14 protein-coding genes and 1 pseudogene are annotated in these 16,541 nt (G+C 69.0%); 5 read left to right on the plus strand and 10 right to left on the minus strand.

From position 1 onward, the window contains the following. Positions 1-177 precede the first annotated feature (177 nt). The 3 genes and pseudogenes from OG819_RS47320 to OG819_RS47330 form a co-directional block, all read right to left on the minus strand. Entirely contained in the window at positions 178-339 is a 162-nt protein-coding gene (locus OG819_RS47320) for a hypothetical protein (RefSeq protein ID WP_266655939.1), read from the minus strand. Between the two features lie 721 nt (positions 340-1,060). Next, a pseudogene (locus OG819_RS47325) lies at positions 1,061-1,546 on the minus strand (alcohol dehydrogenase catalytic domain-containing protein); the annotation flags it as partial. 20 nt (positions 1,547-1,566) lie between these two features. Next, on the minus strand, positions 1,567-2,145 hold the full coding sequence (locus OG819_RS47330; RefSeq protein WP_266655940.1) for a PadR family transcriptional regulator: 579 nt from the start codon (positions 2,143-2,145) through the stop codon (positions 1,567-1,569). A 33-nt stretch (positions 2,146-2,178) separates the two neighbouring features. Here OG819_RS47330 and OG819_RS47335 point away from each other — a divergent pair, with 33 nt between their 5' ends. Beyond that, positions 2,179-2,664: an ester cyclase gene (locus tag OG819_RS47335; RefSeq protein ID WP_266655941.1), complete on the plus strand. Its 486-nt coding sequence runs from the start codon at positions 2,179-2,181 to the stop codon at positions 2,662-2,664. A gap of 490 nt (positions 2,665-3,154) precedes the next feature. Here the strand turns inward: OG819_RS47335 and OG819_RS47340 are convergent, their stop codons facing one another. Next, a complete protein-coding gene (locus tag OG819_RS47340) occupies positions 3,155-3,562 on the minus strand; it encodes a (2Fe-2S) ferredoxin domain-containing protein (protein WP_266655942.1) in 408 nt (135 codons plus the stop codon). Then, positions 3,559-5,550 (minus strand): heavy metal translocating P-type ATPase, encoded by a 1,992-nt coding sequence (locus OG819_RS47345; protein ID WP_266655943.1) that lies wholly within the window; start codon positions 5,548-5,550, stop codon positions 3,559-3,561. Before OG819_RS47345 ends, OG819_RS47340 begins: the two co-directional genes overlap by 4 nt. A gap of 95 nt (positions 5,551-5,645) precedes the next feature. Between OG819_RS47345 and OG819_RS47350 the strand changes: the two genes are divergently transcribed. The 3 genes from OG819_RS47350 (at position 5,646) to OG819_RS47360 (ending at position 8,763) form a co-directional block, all read left to right on the plus strand. Beyond that, positions 5,646-6,035 carry a metalloregulator ArsR/SmtB family transcription factor gene (locus OG819_RS47350; protein WP_266655944.1) on the plus strand — a complete coding sequence of 130 codons (390 nt, stop codon included), beginning with the start codon at positions 5,646-5,648 and terminating at the stop codon, positions 6,033-6,035. 152 nt (positions 6,036-6,187) lie between these two features. Next, entirely contained in the window at positions 6,188-7,669 is a 1,482-nt protein-coding gene (locus OG819_RS47355; protein ID WP_266655945.1) for a site-specific integrase, read from the plus strand. Continuing rightward, complete coding sequence (locus OG819_RS47360) at positions 7,666-8,763, plus strand: hypothetical protein (RefSeq protein ID WP_266655946.1); 1,098 nt, start codon at positions 7,666-7,668, stop codon at positions 8,761-8,763. Before OG819_RS47355 ends, OG819_RS47360 begins: the two co-directional genes overlap by 4 nt. Before the next feature lie 138 nt (positions 8,764-8,901). On the opposite strand, the gene OG819_RS47365 is transcribed toward OG819_RS47360, so the two are convergent. Next, the gene (locus OG819_RS47365; protein ID WP_266655947.1) at positions 8,902-9,729 is read right to left on the minus strand and encodes a transposase family protein; all 828 of its coding nucleotides are present in this window, start codon (positions 9,727-9,729) and stop codon (positions 8,902-8,904) included. Positions 9,730-9,854: 125 nt separating this feature from the next. On the opposite strand from OG819_RS47365, the gene OG819_RS47370 reads away from it, so the two are divergent. Next, positions 9,855-10,532 (plus strand): IS6 family transposase, encoded by a 678-nt coding sequence (locus OG819_RS47370; protein WP_266655948.1) that lies wholly within the window; start codon positions 9,855-9,857, stop codon positions 10,530-10,532. A 706-nt stretch (positions 10,533-11,238) separates the two neighbouring features. Here the strand turns inward: OG819_RS47370 and OG819_RS47375 are convergent. The 4 genes from OG819_RS47375 to OG819_RS47390 all read right to left on the minus strand — a co-directional run bounded on the left by OG819_RS47375 (position 11,239) and on the right by OG819_RS47390 (position 16,535). After that, positions 11,239-12,030, minus strand: a complete 792-nt coding sequence (locus tag OG819_RS47375; protein WP_323139445.1) for a transposase family protein — start codon at positions 12,028-12,030, stop codon at positions 11,239-11,241. A gap of 94 nt (positions 12,031-12,124) precedes the next feature. Beyond that, a complete protein-coding gene (locus OG819_RS47380) occupies positions 12,125-13,162 on the minus strand; it encodes a beta-ketoacyl-ACP synthase III (protein ID WP_266637613.1) in 1,038 nt (345 codons plus the stop codon). 148 nt (positions 13,163-13,310) lie between these two features. Continuing rightward, positions 13,311-14,825, minus strand: coding sequence for a wax ester/triacylglycerol synthase domain-containing protein (locus OG819_RS47385; protein ID WP_266637615.1), 1,515 nt, complete (start codon positions 14,823-14,825; stop codon positions 13,311-13,313). A gap of 81 nt (positions 14,826-14,906) precedes the next feature. Then, on the minus strand, positions 14,907-16,535 hold the full coding sequence (locus OG819_RS47390; RefSeq protein WP_266655949.1) for a prenyltransferase/squalene oxidase repeat-containing protein: 1,629 nt from the start codon (positions 16,533-16,535) through the stop codon (positions 14,907-14,909). Positions 16,536-16,541 lie beyond the last annotated feature (6 nt).

Raw genomic sequence — 16,541 nt, forward strand, 5'->3', positions numbered from 1 at the left:
GCGGCTTGTCCGTGCGGGTGCTGGCCGTGGAGGCGGCTCACAATCGCGGCTCGCCGGTGTGCAGATCAATCTCACCGGGATTTCCTGTACCTCAACTACTTTCCAGGAGTCGGGCGTTCACTGGCACAGGACCTACCGCCCTCAAGCCATAACAAGGGCGAGTTCGGCACCGCCGGGCTACGCGGGGACGGCCGCTGAACCGTGATCGATTAACGCCGGAAGCAACAACTCGGGATAGGCGAGAGAACGGAGGGCCGGCACCGTGCAAGCGGTCTCACCGAACTCCTTGCCCGAGCACTCCGCGACCGCGGCCGCCAGGTCGAAGTCGAGCACCTCCACGTCCACCTCCCGCGCGTGCTGAAAACGCCTGCCACAAGCCCCGCCAACACCAACCCCGAGCAGGAGCCCACCCGATGAAGCGTCTCTTCCGCCGCTGCGGGCACGCGCCCGGCGCCCTCTCCCTCGAGGACCAGGCCGCCGTCGACGTGTTCCGCGCGATGCTTGCCGCCCTCCGCGACCCGGAACCCTGGACCCCCGGCCGCTGCCAGGACGTCGCCGTCCGGATCGGCCCCTTCGTGGAGCGCGCCCACCCGCGCCCGGGTGACGACCGCGGGCCCGACATCATCGCCGTCGCCCTGCAACACCCCAGCGGCTCGTATGCGCCATACGGCGCCCGCTACCGGCGGCTGGGCTGGCTGCGCTGCGAGACGGACAAGATCCTCGGTGCGTGGAGTCCGGCCTACGAGCCGCTCACCCACGCCGCGGCGGGCCTGGACCTCCCCGACGACGTCGGCATGGTCCCGGCGAACTACGGCGTCCACGTCGAAGCACGCCGCAGCGACGGCACCGGGTACACGCTGCTCCGCCTCGGTCCCTATAACCAGACCTGGCTCGCCGGCCACGACGCCGACCGGCTCAACACCGAGCTGGCGGGCAAGGCGGCCACCGTGGTCCCCGGATTCACGGTCACCGCGAAGGCCGCGCCGTTCGACGTCAGCGACCACGAGAGCTACGACGACCCGTACGAGACCGACGCCACTGTGCTCCTGGCGGCCGCTATCGCCAGGGAGCCGACGCCGCCGAGAACTCCGTGGACCAAGACCAGTTGGCCGTCGACCGGGCCGTCGGCGAAGACGGCGCGGTGGGCGGTGATGCCGGGGATGCCGAGGCTCGCGCCCAACTCGTCACTGAGGTGGTCGGGCAGAGGTGCGGCCTGGTGGTCGGGTACGACGGTGTACTGGTCGGCCGTGCCGAAGGGGCGGTAGGACTGGGCGCCGTATACCCAGACCCGCTGTCCGACGCGGCGGGCGTCGACTCCGGCGCCCACGACGTCGATGACTCCGGCGGCGTCGCTGTGCGGGATCACCCGCGGGAAGGGCATGGACGAACCGTGCCAGCCGCGCCGTTTCTTGGTGTCGCCTGGGTTGACGCCCGAGACGGTGACACGGACGCGGACCTCGCCGGGGCCGGGGACGGGATCAGGGAGTTCAGCGACGTGCAGGACATCGGCGGCGGGTCCCTGGGCGTCGTACCAGGAAGCAAGCATGGGGGTACCTCCGTGGACAGTCAGCTCGCGGGAGCGGCGGGCGCATGCGGATCGCTGTCGATGCATGCGGCGTCGAATACGGGCGGTTCCTCGCCGAGGGTCTCGCGCAGCCAGGTCCGTTCGGCGCGGCTGGTGGCGCGGGCGGTGAGCAGCATGCCCCGCCGGTAGGGGTCGGCGACCTCCTCGGCACGCAGGGGCCGCTCGTTGTCGTAGAAGAAGCTCGCCGGTTCGTCCAGGAACTCCAGCCGTCTGCGCAGCACCGCGTGCTGTTCGGCCACGGCGGGCAGGTGGGAGAGGAAGGCCAGGACGACGTAGAACCGGGTGAAGTCGGTGATCTCGTGGTCGGCGGGCTTGCGCAGGCGCTGAAGCATGTCGGCCCGTCCGGCCGCGGTCAGGCTGAGCACGTATCGGGCCGCCCCCGCGGCCGGGTCTGTGCGCCGCTCGATCAAGCCCGCCCTGGTCAGGCGATTGATCGCCGGATACAGGCTGCCGTCACTGACCGGCCGCGTATAGCCGGTCAGCTGTGAGATGCGGCGGCGCAGCTCGTGTCCAGGCAGGGGTCCCTCGGCGAGGAAGCCGAGTATCGCGAGTTCCAGCATGAGTCCATCTTCGCACGCGAACATCGAATCGATGTGGACATCGATTCGATGTTACGCTCGCAGGTACCCGCCCAAACGTCTCTGGAGAGGCACAGCAAGATGCCATCGCAGTCCACCGAGTCAGTGATGAACCGTTTCGTCGAGTTCATCAACACGGGCAACGAGGATCTCGCCCGCGAGGTCATTTCTCCGGACGCGGTGTTCCACGCGCCAAGCCACCCGGAACCACTGCGAGGGCCCGATGGGTACATGGAAGTCATCGGGATGATGCGCAGCGCCTTCCCCGACGTCCAGTGGACGCTGGAGGAGACAGTCACCGAAGGCGACACCGTGGCCGCGCGGTTCACCATGCGGGGAACCCACGACGGTGAATTCTTCGGGATCCCGGCGAGCGGCAACAAGATCTCGGTGCAGGCCATGAACTTCTACTACCTGGCCGACGGCCGGATCGTCGGCGAACGGGGCCAGCCCGACCTCCTCGGGGTGATGCAGCAGATCGGTGCCGTACCGGCGCCGTGAACCTTGTAGCGCCGGGTGAGCCTTCTGCCGCGCGGGATTGCCGATGCCGGTAGGGGGCCGTACGGCGCTGCGGCAGAGGGCGAAGGCCCGCACCGGAGCGCGGGCGGCCGGCGGGTTCACCGCAAGAGGCCGGTCTTGTTCTTGATTCGGCGTCTTCGCGCAGACAGCGCCCGTTCGGCGAGAGCTTTACACCTTGTCACCGCTGACGTGACCGAGCCGGGTACGGAACTGCTCGCTCTACGGCGAATACTGCAACCCTCGAATACCGACGGTCCACCAGTGTCTGTACCCGGGCGGCGACCCCGCAGTACTCATCCCCCGCATCCCGCGTGCCGTCCACACACACGGCGTCTTCTTACGGCACCCGCACCCTTGTGCATAAGCGGTCAGTGACCGGTTTGGGAGGCGGTGTGCTCGGTGTCCCGGGCGCAGGGGGCGGAGCGGCGTCTGTACGCGGCAGTGGTCAGTGCCGCGCACCGGCCGGGGCTGGTCAGTCTTCGAGTTCGTGGCGGACTCGGCGGGACGGGCTGAACGTGTAGAGGTCGAGGATGTCGGGTGCCTCGGCAAGGCCGGGGCCGCCGTTCTTAACCCAGGTGGTGATGTCGGCAGCGGCGCCGGGGTCGTTGACCTGCCCGAGCCAAACCGGGCGTCCGCCGGCCGTGCGGCCTTCGGCGGAGGGCTGGATGACGATGACGTTGGCGCGCTCGCACGCATCCAGGCAGTCGGTACGCCGGACCATCGCGACTCCTGCCAGCTGGACGCGCAGATCGGTGAGCTGGGCTTCGTGGTCTAGGCGGGGCACCTTGGCCGGGGTGCCGCAGCAGCAGCCGCGGCAGACGGTGACGGTGGGCCGGGCCGCCCCCGAAGCGGGGGCGGCCTTCTTGGTACGGCGGCTCACCGCATGTCCTTCGCGGCGCGGTTCCAGGCGACGTCGCGCAGCAGGCGCAACCCGTTGAGGCCGACGATGACGGTCGAGCCCTCGTGGCCGAGAACACCGAGCGGCAGCGGTAGGTGGCCGGCCAGGTCCCAGATGACCAGGCCGGAGATGAACACCCCGGCGATCACCAGGTTCTGCACCACCAGACGCCGGGCCGCCCGCGAGAGGGCGATCACGGTGGGGACGGTGGCGAGTTCATCGCGGACGATGACGGCGTCGGCGGTCTCCAGGGCGAGGTCGGAGCCGGCGCGGCCCATCGCGATGCCGGTGTGGGCGGCGGCTAGGGCGGGGGCGTCGTTGACGCCGTCGCCGATAACCAGCACCTTGCGCCCCCGGGCATCCAAGCGCCGTACAGCTTCGACCTTGTCCTGGGGCAGGAGACCGGCGTGGACCTCGTCGCCGGTGATGCCGACCTCGGCGGCCAGGCGGGAAGCGGCGCGCGGGTTGTCGCCCGTCACCAGCATCGGAGTGCTGCCCGTCAGCCTGGTTAGGGCGGCAACGGTCGCGGTGGCATCGGGACGCAGCCGGTCGGCGATGCCCAGCACCCCGACCGGGACGCCGTCGCGCAGGACCAGGACGGCCGTGCGGCCGCCGTCCTCCAGGTCGGCCGCGACCACGGCGACTCGGGCCGAGCCGCTGTCGTCGTTGCCGTCGAGGAGGCGGGCCGGTGCGCCGACCGCGACCAAGTGACCGCCCACAGTGGCGGTGACCCCGACGCCGGGAGCGGAAGTGAAGTCCTGCATGTCGGCGATGGCCAGGCCGCGGGCGCGGGCGGCGTCGACGACGGCGCGGGCCAAGGGGTGTTCGCTGGGGTGCTCGGCGGCGGCCGCCAGCGCCAGCAGGGCGTCCTCGGTCAGCCCGGAACCGTCCAAGGGGCGGATGTCGGTGACGCGGGGGGTGCCCTCGGTCAGGGTGCCGGTCTTGTCGAGGGCGACCGCGTCGACCTGCCCGAGACGCTCCATCACCACAGCGGACTTCACCAGGACGCCGTGACGTCCGGCGTTGGCGATCGCCGACAGCAGCGGCGGCATCGTCGCCAGAACCACCGCGCACGGCGAGGCCACGATCATGAAGGTCATCGCCCGCAGCAGCGAGCCGGTCAGGTCTCCGCCGAACGCGAGGGGGACCAGGAAGACCGCCAGGGTCGCGAAGACCATGCCGAGGCTGTACCGCTGCTCGACCTTCTCGATGAACAGCTGGGTGGGCGCCTTGGTCTCGGAAGCCTCCTCGACCATGGCCACGATCCGGGCGATCACCGAGTCCGAGGCGTCCCGCTCGACCTTCACCCGCAACGCGCCGGTCCCGTTGAGCGTGCCGGCGAACACCTCGTCCCCCATCCCCTTCGCGACCGGCAGCGGCTCCCCGGTGATGGTGGCCTGGTCCACCTCGCTGGCCCCCGCAAGGACGCGACCGTCCGCGCCGACCCGCTCACCGGGGCGGACCAGAAGGGTGTCCCCGACCACCAGGTCCTCGGTCGGGACCGGCGACTCGCTCCCGTCGTCGGCCAGACGGGTGGCAACGGTCGGCGCGAGGTCGAGCAGACCGCGCACCGTGTCCTGGGTACGGGCGGTCGCCAGGGCCTCCAGCGCGCCGGAGGTCGCGAAGATGACGATCAGCAGCGCACCGTCCATCACCTGCCCGATCGAGGCCGCACCGATCGCAGCCACGATCATCAGCAAATCCACATCCAGGGTCTTCTCCCGCAGCGCCGTCAGCCCCGCCCAGGCCGGCTCCCACCCACCGGTGACGTACGCGGCGGCGTACAGCGGGCCCCACGCCCAGGCGGGTGCGCCGGACAGCTGGAGCGGCAGCGCGATCAGGAACAGCACCAGCGCCGCGGCGGCCCAGCGCGCCTCCGCCAGGGCGAACACCCGCGTACGGCGCTTCGGCGCCGTACGCGAAGCGGCCGGAGCCGCCCGTCCGGACCGCTGGAGCAGATCAGAAGACATGACAAAACAACCCTTCAGGGCGGAAGCGGGGCGACATCTCCACCGTACAGGAACATCTGAACAGGTCTTCACATGTGACCGGTAGGATGGGCGCCATGGGTCACGGAGCCGACGACAAGAACCACGCCACCCCCCGCGAGCGCCTGGACGCAGCGGGGGCCACCGACGTCGCCGCCACCCTCCAGGCCCTGGCCACCCCCTCGCGGCTGTACATCCTGGCCCGCCTCCAGGAAGGCCCCTGCGCGGTCGGCGACCTCGCCGAAGCCGTGGGCATGGAAGCCTCCGCCTGCTCCCACCAGCTCCGCCTGCTGCGCAATCTCGGGCTCGTCACCGGAGAACGCCGGGGCCGATCCATTGTTTACGCCCTCTACGACAACCACGTCGCCGAACTCCTGGAACAGGCCCTCTTCCACGTCGAGCACCTGCGCCTGGGCCTGCGAGACGCCCCCGCGGCCGAAGCGGCGCCAGTCGAGGCCCGGCGGTAGGCGGTCACGGTCCGCGACTCTCAAATCCCTTCCGGTCCGGCACCTACGTGTAGTCGCGCGTCGACTCAGGACAGGCGTCAGGAGCGAGTAGTTGACCACTGACCGGTTAGGGTCCGCGGGTGTTGAGCAGACCCAGGTGGACAGTGCACTTCGTGAGCCGTGACTTACCCGTGCCCACGACGCGTTCCTTCCTGGGCGTAGTGCCTGGTGAGCTGGTGGCGTGGCTGGACGAGGCGGGTCTGCCCGATGGCCTGCCGTTCCTGCTCTCGCCGCGGTTCGAGTACGACGTCGAGCTCAACGCGTACTTCCTTCAGGCGAATCTGACGGCACCGTGGAACAGCAACGCCAACCGGGCCAGAGCCCTGGCCCGATTCTTCACGTTCCTGCATACCGCGCGCGGTGGGAAGTCGTGGCGGGCTGCCACGGAGGCGGATCATCTGGCGTTCCACCAGTGGCGCCGTCGGGATGAGGCCGGGCCGCATGTCGAGGGCAGCACCTGGAACCAGGAGGTGTCGCTGGTCAATCAGTTCTACGAGTGGGCCGTCCGGCAGCGCTACGTCGCGGCGGTTCCGATCCCGCACCGCACCCGCCGCCCTGCGCCGGTGGGTTCAATTATCCGGGCTTTCGACTCATCGACGGTTCCGGCGACCTATGCGCATGACGAGAACGGCGAACGCATCGAGTGGATGCCGCCGGCGACCTACCGGATCTGGCGGGACGTGGGGCTTCGGGGCTACGGCCCGAACGGACTGCCCTCAGACCGGTTCCGCGGCCGGTGGGCGGCCCGCAACGCAACGTTCAGCGACCTCATGGTCCGCACGGGACTGCGGCTGACCGAGCAGGTCAGCATCACCGTCTTCGAGATTCCCACCAGCACTGCCCTGGGTGGATACCAGCGGTTCTGGCTGCCCGGGATGATCGCGAAGAACTTCTCCGCCCGGTGGGTCTACGTCCCGCACAGCACCGTCCAGGAGGTGACCGCCTACGTGGAATGGGACCGGGCCGAGGTGGTCGAGCAGGCCCGGGCAGCGGGCCGCTACCAGCGCATCCGCCAGCCCCTGGTCATCGCCGACCCGGCGCGCCCGCATGTGGTGCACCGGCTCAGCGCGGGCGGTGTCCACCGGATGCGGCTGCAAGACCTTCGGCCGGTCGAGCGGCGGCGGCTTCTGCGGGAAACCGAGAGCGGCCTGGAACCCGCGATGCTCTGGCTGAACGAGAACGGGCTGCCGATGTCGGTCTCCGGCTGGCAGGCGATGTTCTCCACGGCCAACGACCGCTGCCACAAGGCCAACGTGCTGGTCGAAGCACACGCCCACCTCCTGCGCCACACGTTCGCGGTGGTCACCCTCGAACAGCTCCAGCGGGCCCACATCGCTCAGCTCGCCGAACTCGAACCCCAGCAGCGCGGGCACTACACCCGGATCTTCGGCGACCCACTGGACTGGGTTCGCCGCAGGCTCGGACACCGGTCGATCCTGACGACCTTGATCTATCTGCACGCCCTCCAGGAGCTGGAGATGGAAACCCGCATGGCCTTGGTCCCCGACACCTGGGACGACCCGAGAGACACCTCACTGACCCAGCTCGGCGACGACGCGGTGCCAGCTGACGCTGAACAGGAAGTGGTGCGGTGACCCGCCGGGGCCGCGGCAGCACGGGGCCAGGCCGTCCGTCGGCCTTACCGCCGGACGAGTACGACCCGCCGGGCCCGGTGGGGGCAGGTCCTGCGGGCGCGACCGTGGTGTTCTTCCACGGTGACGACGGTCGCCACGACGTCTTCGACATGGCCCGGCTGCCGCTGCCAGGCTGGTGGATTCCGCTGGCCGGGGCCTTCGCCCAGCGGACGGGCCCCAGCGGCGGATTGCGCACTCGAACCTCAGCGTCAGGAGCCTGGTGGTGCCTGGGCCGCTGGATGCGGTTCCTGGCCGGACTTCCCGCCCCGCCCGCCGATCCCGGCCGGCTCACCGCCGCCCACGTCGAAGGATTCGTACGGTTCCGTACGGCCCAGGCGGGCGAGGAAACAGCGTTCAAGGACGTGCAGGACATCAAGCTCCTGCTCGACATGGACGCGATCGTCTCGCTCCTGGCACCCGAAGCTCAGGACTCTCTGGTTCGGCGCCAGCCACGATCCCGTGGCTTCGGTCAGGCCGGCTACTCCGACGGCGAGTTCGAGCAACTGCTGGCGGCGGCCCGAGCCGACGTTGCCTTTATCCGCGACCGGATCAGGTCCGGAGAAGACCTCGTAAGTCGGCACTGCGACGGCGCTGGCGATGAGAAGGCGGCCTTGCTGGCTGACATGGCTGCCAGTGGAAGGGTTCCGCGCCTGAACGACGGCGGTCGTCATGACCATCTGACGCGACGGATCGAGCTGGCCCAGCACTTGTTTCTGCACCTGCGGGACCTCGCACCGCTGATGGTCTTGCTGTGTGCTCTCACCGAACGCAACGGCGAGACGATCAAGGAACTGCCGGCACAGCACAAGATCCTTGACGGACGGGCTGTCGAACTCACCCTCATCAAGCGGCGTCGCGGCCCGCGGCGATGGTTCGAGACGGTCACCTGGGAGATCGGTCCCCCGCACCGAGCCCTGCACACCCCTGGCGGTCTCTACCTGCTGATCCACAAGCTGACAGCTCGCAGCCGAGCGTTCTGCGGCTCGGACCGGCTCTTCTGCGCCTGGCGCAACATCCTCGAAGGCACTGTCACGTTGGCTGACTGGGTGGGATGATCTCTGTGTTGATCATGCTGGGAGGGGATCGCTGGTGTCGCCTGTGCCGTCGGCGTACAAGGGTCACCGGTACCCGGTCGAGGTGATCTCCCACTGAACTCTTCTCGGTAACGCCTCGTGACGTTTTGTGATCTTCGTTCAGGCGGTGCGGCCGTGCTCGAGCTGGAGCAAGACGAGGGCGGCTCGGGCGATGCGGGTGATGGCCGCAGGGTCGAGGCTGACCCTGCGCAGGGCCTTGAAAGTGACCTTCAGCAGGGCGTTGGCACGTTCGGCGACAGCGTGGACGCCTCGGATTACGGCGCTGAACGCCTGGTCGGGTTCGGCGAGTTCACCGCCGTTGGGCTTCTTGACCGGGTGGCGGAAGCCGGGCCCGGCGTTCTCGTAGCCGAGGTCGGTCAGGGTGGGGACGCCCAGAGTGGCGGCGAGCCGGTTCAGGGTGTCGACCAGTCCGTGGGCCCGTGCGCAGGTGGTGTCGTGCTCGCGGCCCGGGCGGACCGGGGAGACCCAGATGGGCCAGCCGTCCGGGGCGGCGATGACCTGCACGTTTCCTCCGTGGTGCTTGTGCTTGCCCGACCACCACAGGTCCGCGCCGTTGGGGCCGGCGGCGGCCACTCGGTCGGTGCGTATGACCGTGCCGTCCAGGTTGAGGTGGGTGTACCCGGCTGCCGCTGCCCTCTCCAGCGCGGTGGACAGATCGGGAGCGTGGTCGGCGAGCACCGTCAGCCCTTCGTGCAGGTAGCGGTAGGCGGTCGGTACCGAGTTGCCGTTGTCCCGGGCGAGTTGGACCAGCCGGGTACCGTCGACGAACCAGCGCAGCACGAGCACCGCCTGCCGGAAGACGCCCAGCGCGCGAGTGCCCTTGCGGGTCCCGAGCTGTTCGCGGTGCCCGCGCAGCAGCTTCGCGAGATGCTCGGCGGTCGCCCTGCGGACATCGAGCACGGCGGTGTAGGTGATACTGGACGCCACGTGGAGCCTCTGGTTGTGCGGAACGTGATCTTCGCAGACCCGTTCCTACCAGGGGCTTCACTCATGTCTGACGCCGAGTCACCATCCCGCGCCGTCCGGCAGCGTCACACACCGCAACCGTCACGTTGCTGAGAAGACTTCACTGCGTGTGGCTGTATTTCCGCTTCCCTCTGTCCTACCGCGAGGTCGAGGAGCTGATGCTCCAGCGCGGCGTGATCGTCTCTCACGAAACGATCCGCCGCTGGTGCGCCAAGTTCGGCCAGGCCTACGCGAACGGACTGCGCCGCCGCCGTACCCGGCCCGGCGACAAGTGGCATCTGGACGAGGTGTTCATCAAGATCAACGGGGTACGAAAGTACCTGTGGCGGGCCGTCGACCAGGACGGCAACGTGCTCGACATCCTCGTACAGAACCGGCGGGACAAGGCGGCGGCCAGACGGTTCTTCCGTCGTCTGATGAAGAAGACCCGGGCGGTGCCGAGGGTGATCGTCACCGACAAGCTGCGTTCCTACGGCGCGGCCCACCGCGAGGTCATGCACTCGGTGGAGCACCGCTCCCATAAGGGACTGAACAACCGGGCCGAGAACTCCCACCAGCCCACCAGGCAACGCGAACGCGCGATGAAGGGCTTCCGCTCCGTCGGCGCGGCCCAGCAGTTCCTGTCCGCATTCAGCGGCATCTCACCCCACTTCCGACCCCACCGCCACCTGATGACCGCATCCCAACACCGAGCCGAAATGACCATCCGCTTCGCCATCTGGGACCAGATCACCGGCGCTGCCAGCCGGCCCACCATGGCCTGACCACAGGCCGGCACCCGGGCCCCACCACGCCCCGACACGCCATCAGGCACCCACACACCCAACAACGTGACAACGCCGTAAGAATGCATGAAGGGCAGGTCCGCTGCCCGGACCTGGGCGATCCAGCCGGTCAGCGCCACGGCGTTGGCCTCGTCTGGAGTTAGCAGAGTGGCGAAGTCGCGCACCGAGGTGGCCAGGGCGGTCATCTCCGAACAGGCTCCGGTGAGCTGGTCACGCAGCAGCAGCTTGTCTTCACGCAGGTCGGCGGGGGCGGTGAGCAGGAGCCGGGCGACCCGGCGCGGGGAGAGGGTGGCGTGGTCGGCCTCGACCCGCCCTTGGGTGATGTAGCGGACCAGGAGGTTCGCGCTGCCGGTGTAGCCCAGCTCCTTGATCTCGCGCAGGAGGTGGGTGACGGGCACCGCGGGGTCCTCGCTTCGACGCCGGCGCAGGTGGTCGCGGTAGGGGTCGACCAAGGTGGGCCGGTACTGCGGTGCCCGGACCATGCGTTCGGGCTCGCTGTGGCGGGCGTAGCGCTTGACGGTGTTCAGGGAGAGGTCCAGTCGGCGGGAGCATTCCAGCAGGCCGACGCCGGCGTCCAGCAGCTGGTGGACCTGCTGCCACCGCTCGCGTGTGGTCTGCGCACGCGTGCCCTCCCGTAGCGGCGGGCCGGCCTTGGCCCAGCAGGCGCTGTGGGCGCCGACTTCCTTCAGCACTGCTTCGGCCAGGCCGTGCCACAGGTGCCAGCGGTCGTAGACCTGCACGATCGTGGGGTCGGCGTCGGTGGTGGCCTGGGCGAAGCCCCGGCCCCGTCCCGGCAGACCACCTCGATGCCGGGGTAGGCCTTCAGCCAGGCGATGACCGTCTGTGTCTTCCGGTCCGGCAGTACCTCGACACGCTCGCCGGTCTCGGCGTCGATCAGGATGGTGGCGTAGCGGTGCCCCTTGCGCAGGGCGAACTCGTCGATGCCCAGGACCCGCGGAGCCGATCGGGCAGGCACCGTTATGCGCATCAGGCAGTTCAGCACGCTCGCCCAGGACAGGACGTGGTGCAGCACGCCCAGCAGGCGGGCTCCGGCCGATCCGGCCAGCGCCACGGCGACCGCGTCGACCACCTTCTGCAGGGCTGGAGTGCGGCGCCGGTAACGTCGGGTCAGCCCCGCGACCTGCTCGACGAAGGTGGTCTTCTCGCAGGCGGAGTTCTCGCAGTACAGGCGGCGCACCGATAAGTCGATCACGACCGAGCGCCCGCCCACCGCCTCATCCGCGACATGCCGCACGTAACGCGAATGCACCCAGTCCGACGCCTGCCCGCACCCCGGACATGCTGCCGGGGTGTCATCCCTGGTCCGGGCAGTGATCCGCAGCAAGTTCCCGTTGGCCTCCACGCGCTCGACCTGCACCGCGGCCAGATTCGGTAGCAGGTCCCCCACCGCGACAAGACACACAGCCAGCCTGACACCGTCAACCAGCCGACGCCACAGGCAAGTTGAAGCGATCACCGGCTACGAAAATCTTGTAAGAGCCTCATTCCTGATAGACCCGCGCATCACACTAGAGACGCTGAAACGACACGGGGTGTCTGGCTGCGTGGGGTCAGGTGAGGGCCTGCAGACCAGCTGGCCACACGAGCGTGGTGGCTGCCCAGGTGAATCCGGCGCCGAAGGCGGCCACCAGGACTCGTTGCCCGGCGGTCAGTTGTCCGTTGGCTGTGGCATGGGCCAGCAGCAGGGGGATGGAGGCTGCGGAGGTGTTGCCGACGCGCGCAATGTTGGAGGGCACCCCCTCTGGCGGAATGCCCAGAGCGTCGGCGACCGCTGCACTGATGCGCGCGTTCGCTTGGTGGACGATCAGTCGGTCGATGTCCTGCACGGTCCAACCAGTCGCAGCGGCTGCTTCTCGGGCTACTTGGCTCATGTGGCGTACCGCCTGGCGGAGCACGACGTTGCCCCGCATGTGTACGTACCGGCCCGCTTCGTCGCCCGTCAGGTCGCTTGGGAATCGACGGGAGCCTCCTTCGGGGACGTAGATGGCGCTGGCGTGCTCGCCGTCGCTGCCCCAGGCGACCGGCCCGAGCGTCCCGGGTTCGCCTGCCCGTCCTGTCTCCAGCACGACCGCGCCCGCTCCGTCCCCGAAGATCGGCGCCGTGGACCGGTCGGCGGGGTCGATGATGGCCGACATTGTCTCTGCTCCCACGACCAGGACGGTATGGGCGGTGCCCGCCTGAATGAGTGCTGCTGCGACGGACGTTGCGTAGACGAATCCTGAACAGCCGGCGGCGACGTCGAATGCGGGCACTTGGTGCAGGCCGAGTCTGTGGGCCACCGCCGGCGCGGTGCTGGGTACCGGGTGGTCGGGTGTGGTGGTGGCCAGTACCAGAGCGTCGACGTGTTCCACTCCCGCCGATTTCATCGCGCGCAGACCTGCTTCCGCTGCCATGTCGCTGGTCGCCGTGGCGGGGTCGGCGATGTGTCGTGTGGTGATGCCGATGCGCGTTTGGATCCACTCCGTGGAGGTGTCCAGGCGTGAGCACAATTCCGTGTTGGTGACTTGGCGTGGTGGCAGCCAGCTGCCCAGGCCGATCAGTCGGGCAGCCCGTGGGGGCAGTGGGGAGAGGGCATCAGGTGCGGTCACGGGGCTCACGGTAGACAGGCGGGTGGGCGCAATCGGTCGTTTCATTCGGTGTCACCCGTTCGTGTTGGCAGATCCCTACAGGAGGCTTGCCTGGCTTCGGGTGGTCTCCGCAGTGCGGTGATTGCCGCTGGTGGCAGGGCGGATGCGGTCATCGACTGAGCTGGGCAGCGGCGCGTTGGGCTACGAGGTCGACCAGGTCGGCGACTGTGGGGGCTTGCGCGAGGTCGTGTTCGGTGATGAGGAGACCCAACTGATCTTCGAGGGCCATGGACAGCACAGTTACTGCCATGGAATCGATGCCGGCCTGCGTCTGGGTTGCGTTCTGAGTGATCGGTGCCGCGGGCAGGGCGGCATGGTGCACGAGGACGTTCTTGATGAACGTGAAGTCGACGACGGCTGAGGTGTCCTCGCTGACTGCTGCGAGCGAAGAGCGCTGCTCTTCAGGGCCTTGTGGCTGTTTCGGCGGTTCCGATTGGCCGCCGTTCTTTGGCGGGGAGAGTTCTTCCGCGGCGTCGCTGAACAGCTCGGGAAGCCGGTGGAGTCCGGGAAGAGCTGCGTCGGTGACGAAGCAGACGCTCGTCGTGCCGTTGTAGCTGCAGGCGACGATGGACGCCGGCTGGTTGTGCGGGAGCCAGTTGAACGGCTGGATGTGCGTGACAGGGTGGTGGCCGTAGTGCAGCTGCCGGTGGATCGCGACGTATGAGGTGATGATCGCTGCCCGGTCGGGTGTGGTGAGGAGGTTGGCCACGCTGTAGAAAGCTTGAGTCGGGGTGAGGTCCATCAGGACGCGCATGGCCCTGCGCCGGGCAGGGTCTTTGGTGCCCCGGGTGGCCTCGATGACGCGATCGAGGCGGCTGTCGACTGCTGGGTCGTGGCACGGAAGCGGGATGGGGGCGAACGTGATCAGGTTCCCAGGCCGTTGGTGCTCCTCCGCTCGGCGCAGGTTGACCATCGTGAGGGCGGGCAAGGGCCTGCCGACGCCTCGGGGCCAGTTCTCGGAGGACCACGTGCGCAGGGCTCCGCTCAGGACGGCCAGGAAGGCGTCGTTGGTGTCGCCGCCGCGCTGGGTTGCCTGGCCGCGCAGCCACTGCGTGGGCAGGTGCGCCCAGTTGACCACACGAGTGCCGTCGAGGGGTCGCGCGGCATCGTTCCAGATGTTGTTGGCGGCGCAGGCGGCGAAGGTGCTGCGCACCGTGCGCAGGTAGCTCCCGGCAGTGGGTCGGGCGACGGCTTGGACGGCGGGCGGCTCTGCGGCACCGAACAGCGTGTGCAGCGTGTTGATGAGGCCCATGCCGTCCTGGGTGCTGTGATGTGCCCGCCAGCAGATGGCATAGCGGTCCGGGGCATAGCCGCTCACCAGCCATACGTCCCAGAGGGGCCCCTGGTCGGGCAGCGGATGTGACATGAGGTCGCGCAGGGAGGCGTCAAGGTGACCGTCGCCGGTCGGGACGCGGCGTCCACGGACGCGGGTGTGTAGGTCCGGGGCGGGGTCGTGTTGCCAGCGTGCTTTGAGCCCGAAGCCGTGGAGATAGTGGGTGAGGCGAGGCTCGCGGTGCAGGTGGTGGGCGATGTGGCTGCGGAGTTCGCCGACGGTGGGCGGGGTGCCTTCGAGGTGGAGGAGCACTCCGATGGTCTGGGAAATCGAAGGCTGGGTCTGAGCCATGTGGTGCATGGTCAGATCCATGGGGGTAGGTGGCTGAGAAAGGTTCACGTGGTGCTCTCCGTGGAGTGGGCCGCGACAGCGTCATGGTGCCGGGCTGGGTCGATGTCGACGGGTCGCGAGCCGCTGTGCCGACGGCCGCGGCACAGCGGCTCGGCAAGGCCGGATACGGCGGCTGAGGTGGCCCAGCGCGAGCAGGGCGAAGGCGTCGGCGAGTACCGGGACGTGATACGGGAACGGGCGAGGGCCCAGTATGTCGGGAGGCGAGGTAATGCCGCCGCCGCTGTCATGATGCAACTGGGCGAGCAGGTAGCGGGTGGCACGTGCTGCCGGGGCGGGGGCGCCCTGGCCGGTCAGAATGATCAGGCCGTAGGAGGTGCTGATCGCGTCGCTCTGGCTGCCCTCCTGCTGTCCGAAACCTCCATCAGCCCGTTGGGCGGCGAGCACCAGGGAAAGGATCCGCTCGTTCATGTCGCGGATGGGAGAAGGAGGCGTCAGGAAAGAGTGGTTGGCGGCGAGGTGCGCCCGAAAGAGGGTGTGCAGTCGACTGCTGCTCCAGCCGGGCGGGAAGGAACCATCCGGGAGCTGACTGCCTGCGAGGAAGTGCAGGGCCGACTGGATGATGCCGTGGTGGAGGCGGCCCTGCGTGCTGAGCGCGTTGACGGCCGCGGCGGTCATGCACGCCTCGGAAGGAGTGCCCGCGCCGTAGGTGGGGAACCCTCCGTCGGCGCCGCGCACGGCGAGCAGGGCATCCAGGCCACGCCGGATCGGGTCGCGGTAGGCGTATGGGTCGAGTTGGTGCAGGAATTCGAGCGCAACGGTGGTGCAGTCCGTATCGGGCAACTGCGCGCGGTCGGTGTACGACCAGCCGCCGTCTTCGTGCTGAACATGCCGGAGGTGGCGGCCGACGCGGTGCAGCACACGGCGCGGTGCGCCGGCGGCGTGGAGGGCAAGTCCCGCGGTGACCGTGGACCAGGTATCGGTGTCGGTGACGAACGGCATGCCGCCGTCGTCACGCTGGTACATGAGGGCGGTGCCCAGACCCTCGTCGACCGTGGCCTGCATGCCTGGCACATCTGCGAGGGCGTGCAGGACCAGGAGATGGATGAAGAGGTTTCCCTCCCACACGATTCCCCGCCGCTGGGTGGATGCCAGTAGGGCGAGATCACCGGCGCCGAGCGGAGCTTTGCCGGCGGCCCGGCCAAGAACAGCCTTGACTGCAGTGACCTGCACGGCGGCCCAAGGGTGCAGCGCATCCACAGCGAAGGCATCCGGGCCCGAAGTGTCGTAGGCGGGATCTGCGCCGAGGATGATGAACACAGCGTGGAGCAGGGCTCGCTTGCGGACCCCGGCGAACTCCGGCACCCGGGCTGTCATCTCCGCGAGCATCTCGTGTCTCACCGGCACGTTGCCCCGTCGCAGAGCGGTGTCCGCCAGGGCCGCCTCTAGCGGGTTGCCGGTGTGCCGGTGGCGTTCCAGGTAGCGCATGATGCGGGAGCGAGCGCCTTGGTGAGGCTGCCCGTGCCGTATCACGAGCGCCAGGGTGAGCGCGGATTCGAGGATCCGGCTGCGGCAGGCATCACGAACGGCACCGTCGGCTCCGACCCGATTCAGCAGTCCTGTCAGGAGTCGGCTCTGTCCGGCCAGCAGCTCGGCGGCCAGGAGTGACGCCGGCCATCTGGTGGGCAGCTGCTCGGGAGCGAGCGGTCTCATCAGCAG

Origin of the sequence: Streptomyces sp. NBC_01549, assembly GCF_026339955.1 — a bacterium.
GTDB lineage: Bacteria > Actinomycetota > Actinomycetes > Streptomycetales > Streptomycetaceae > Streptomyces.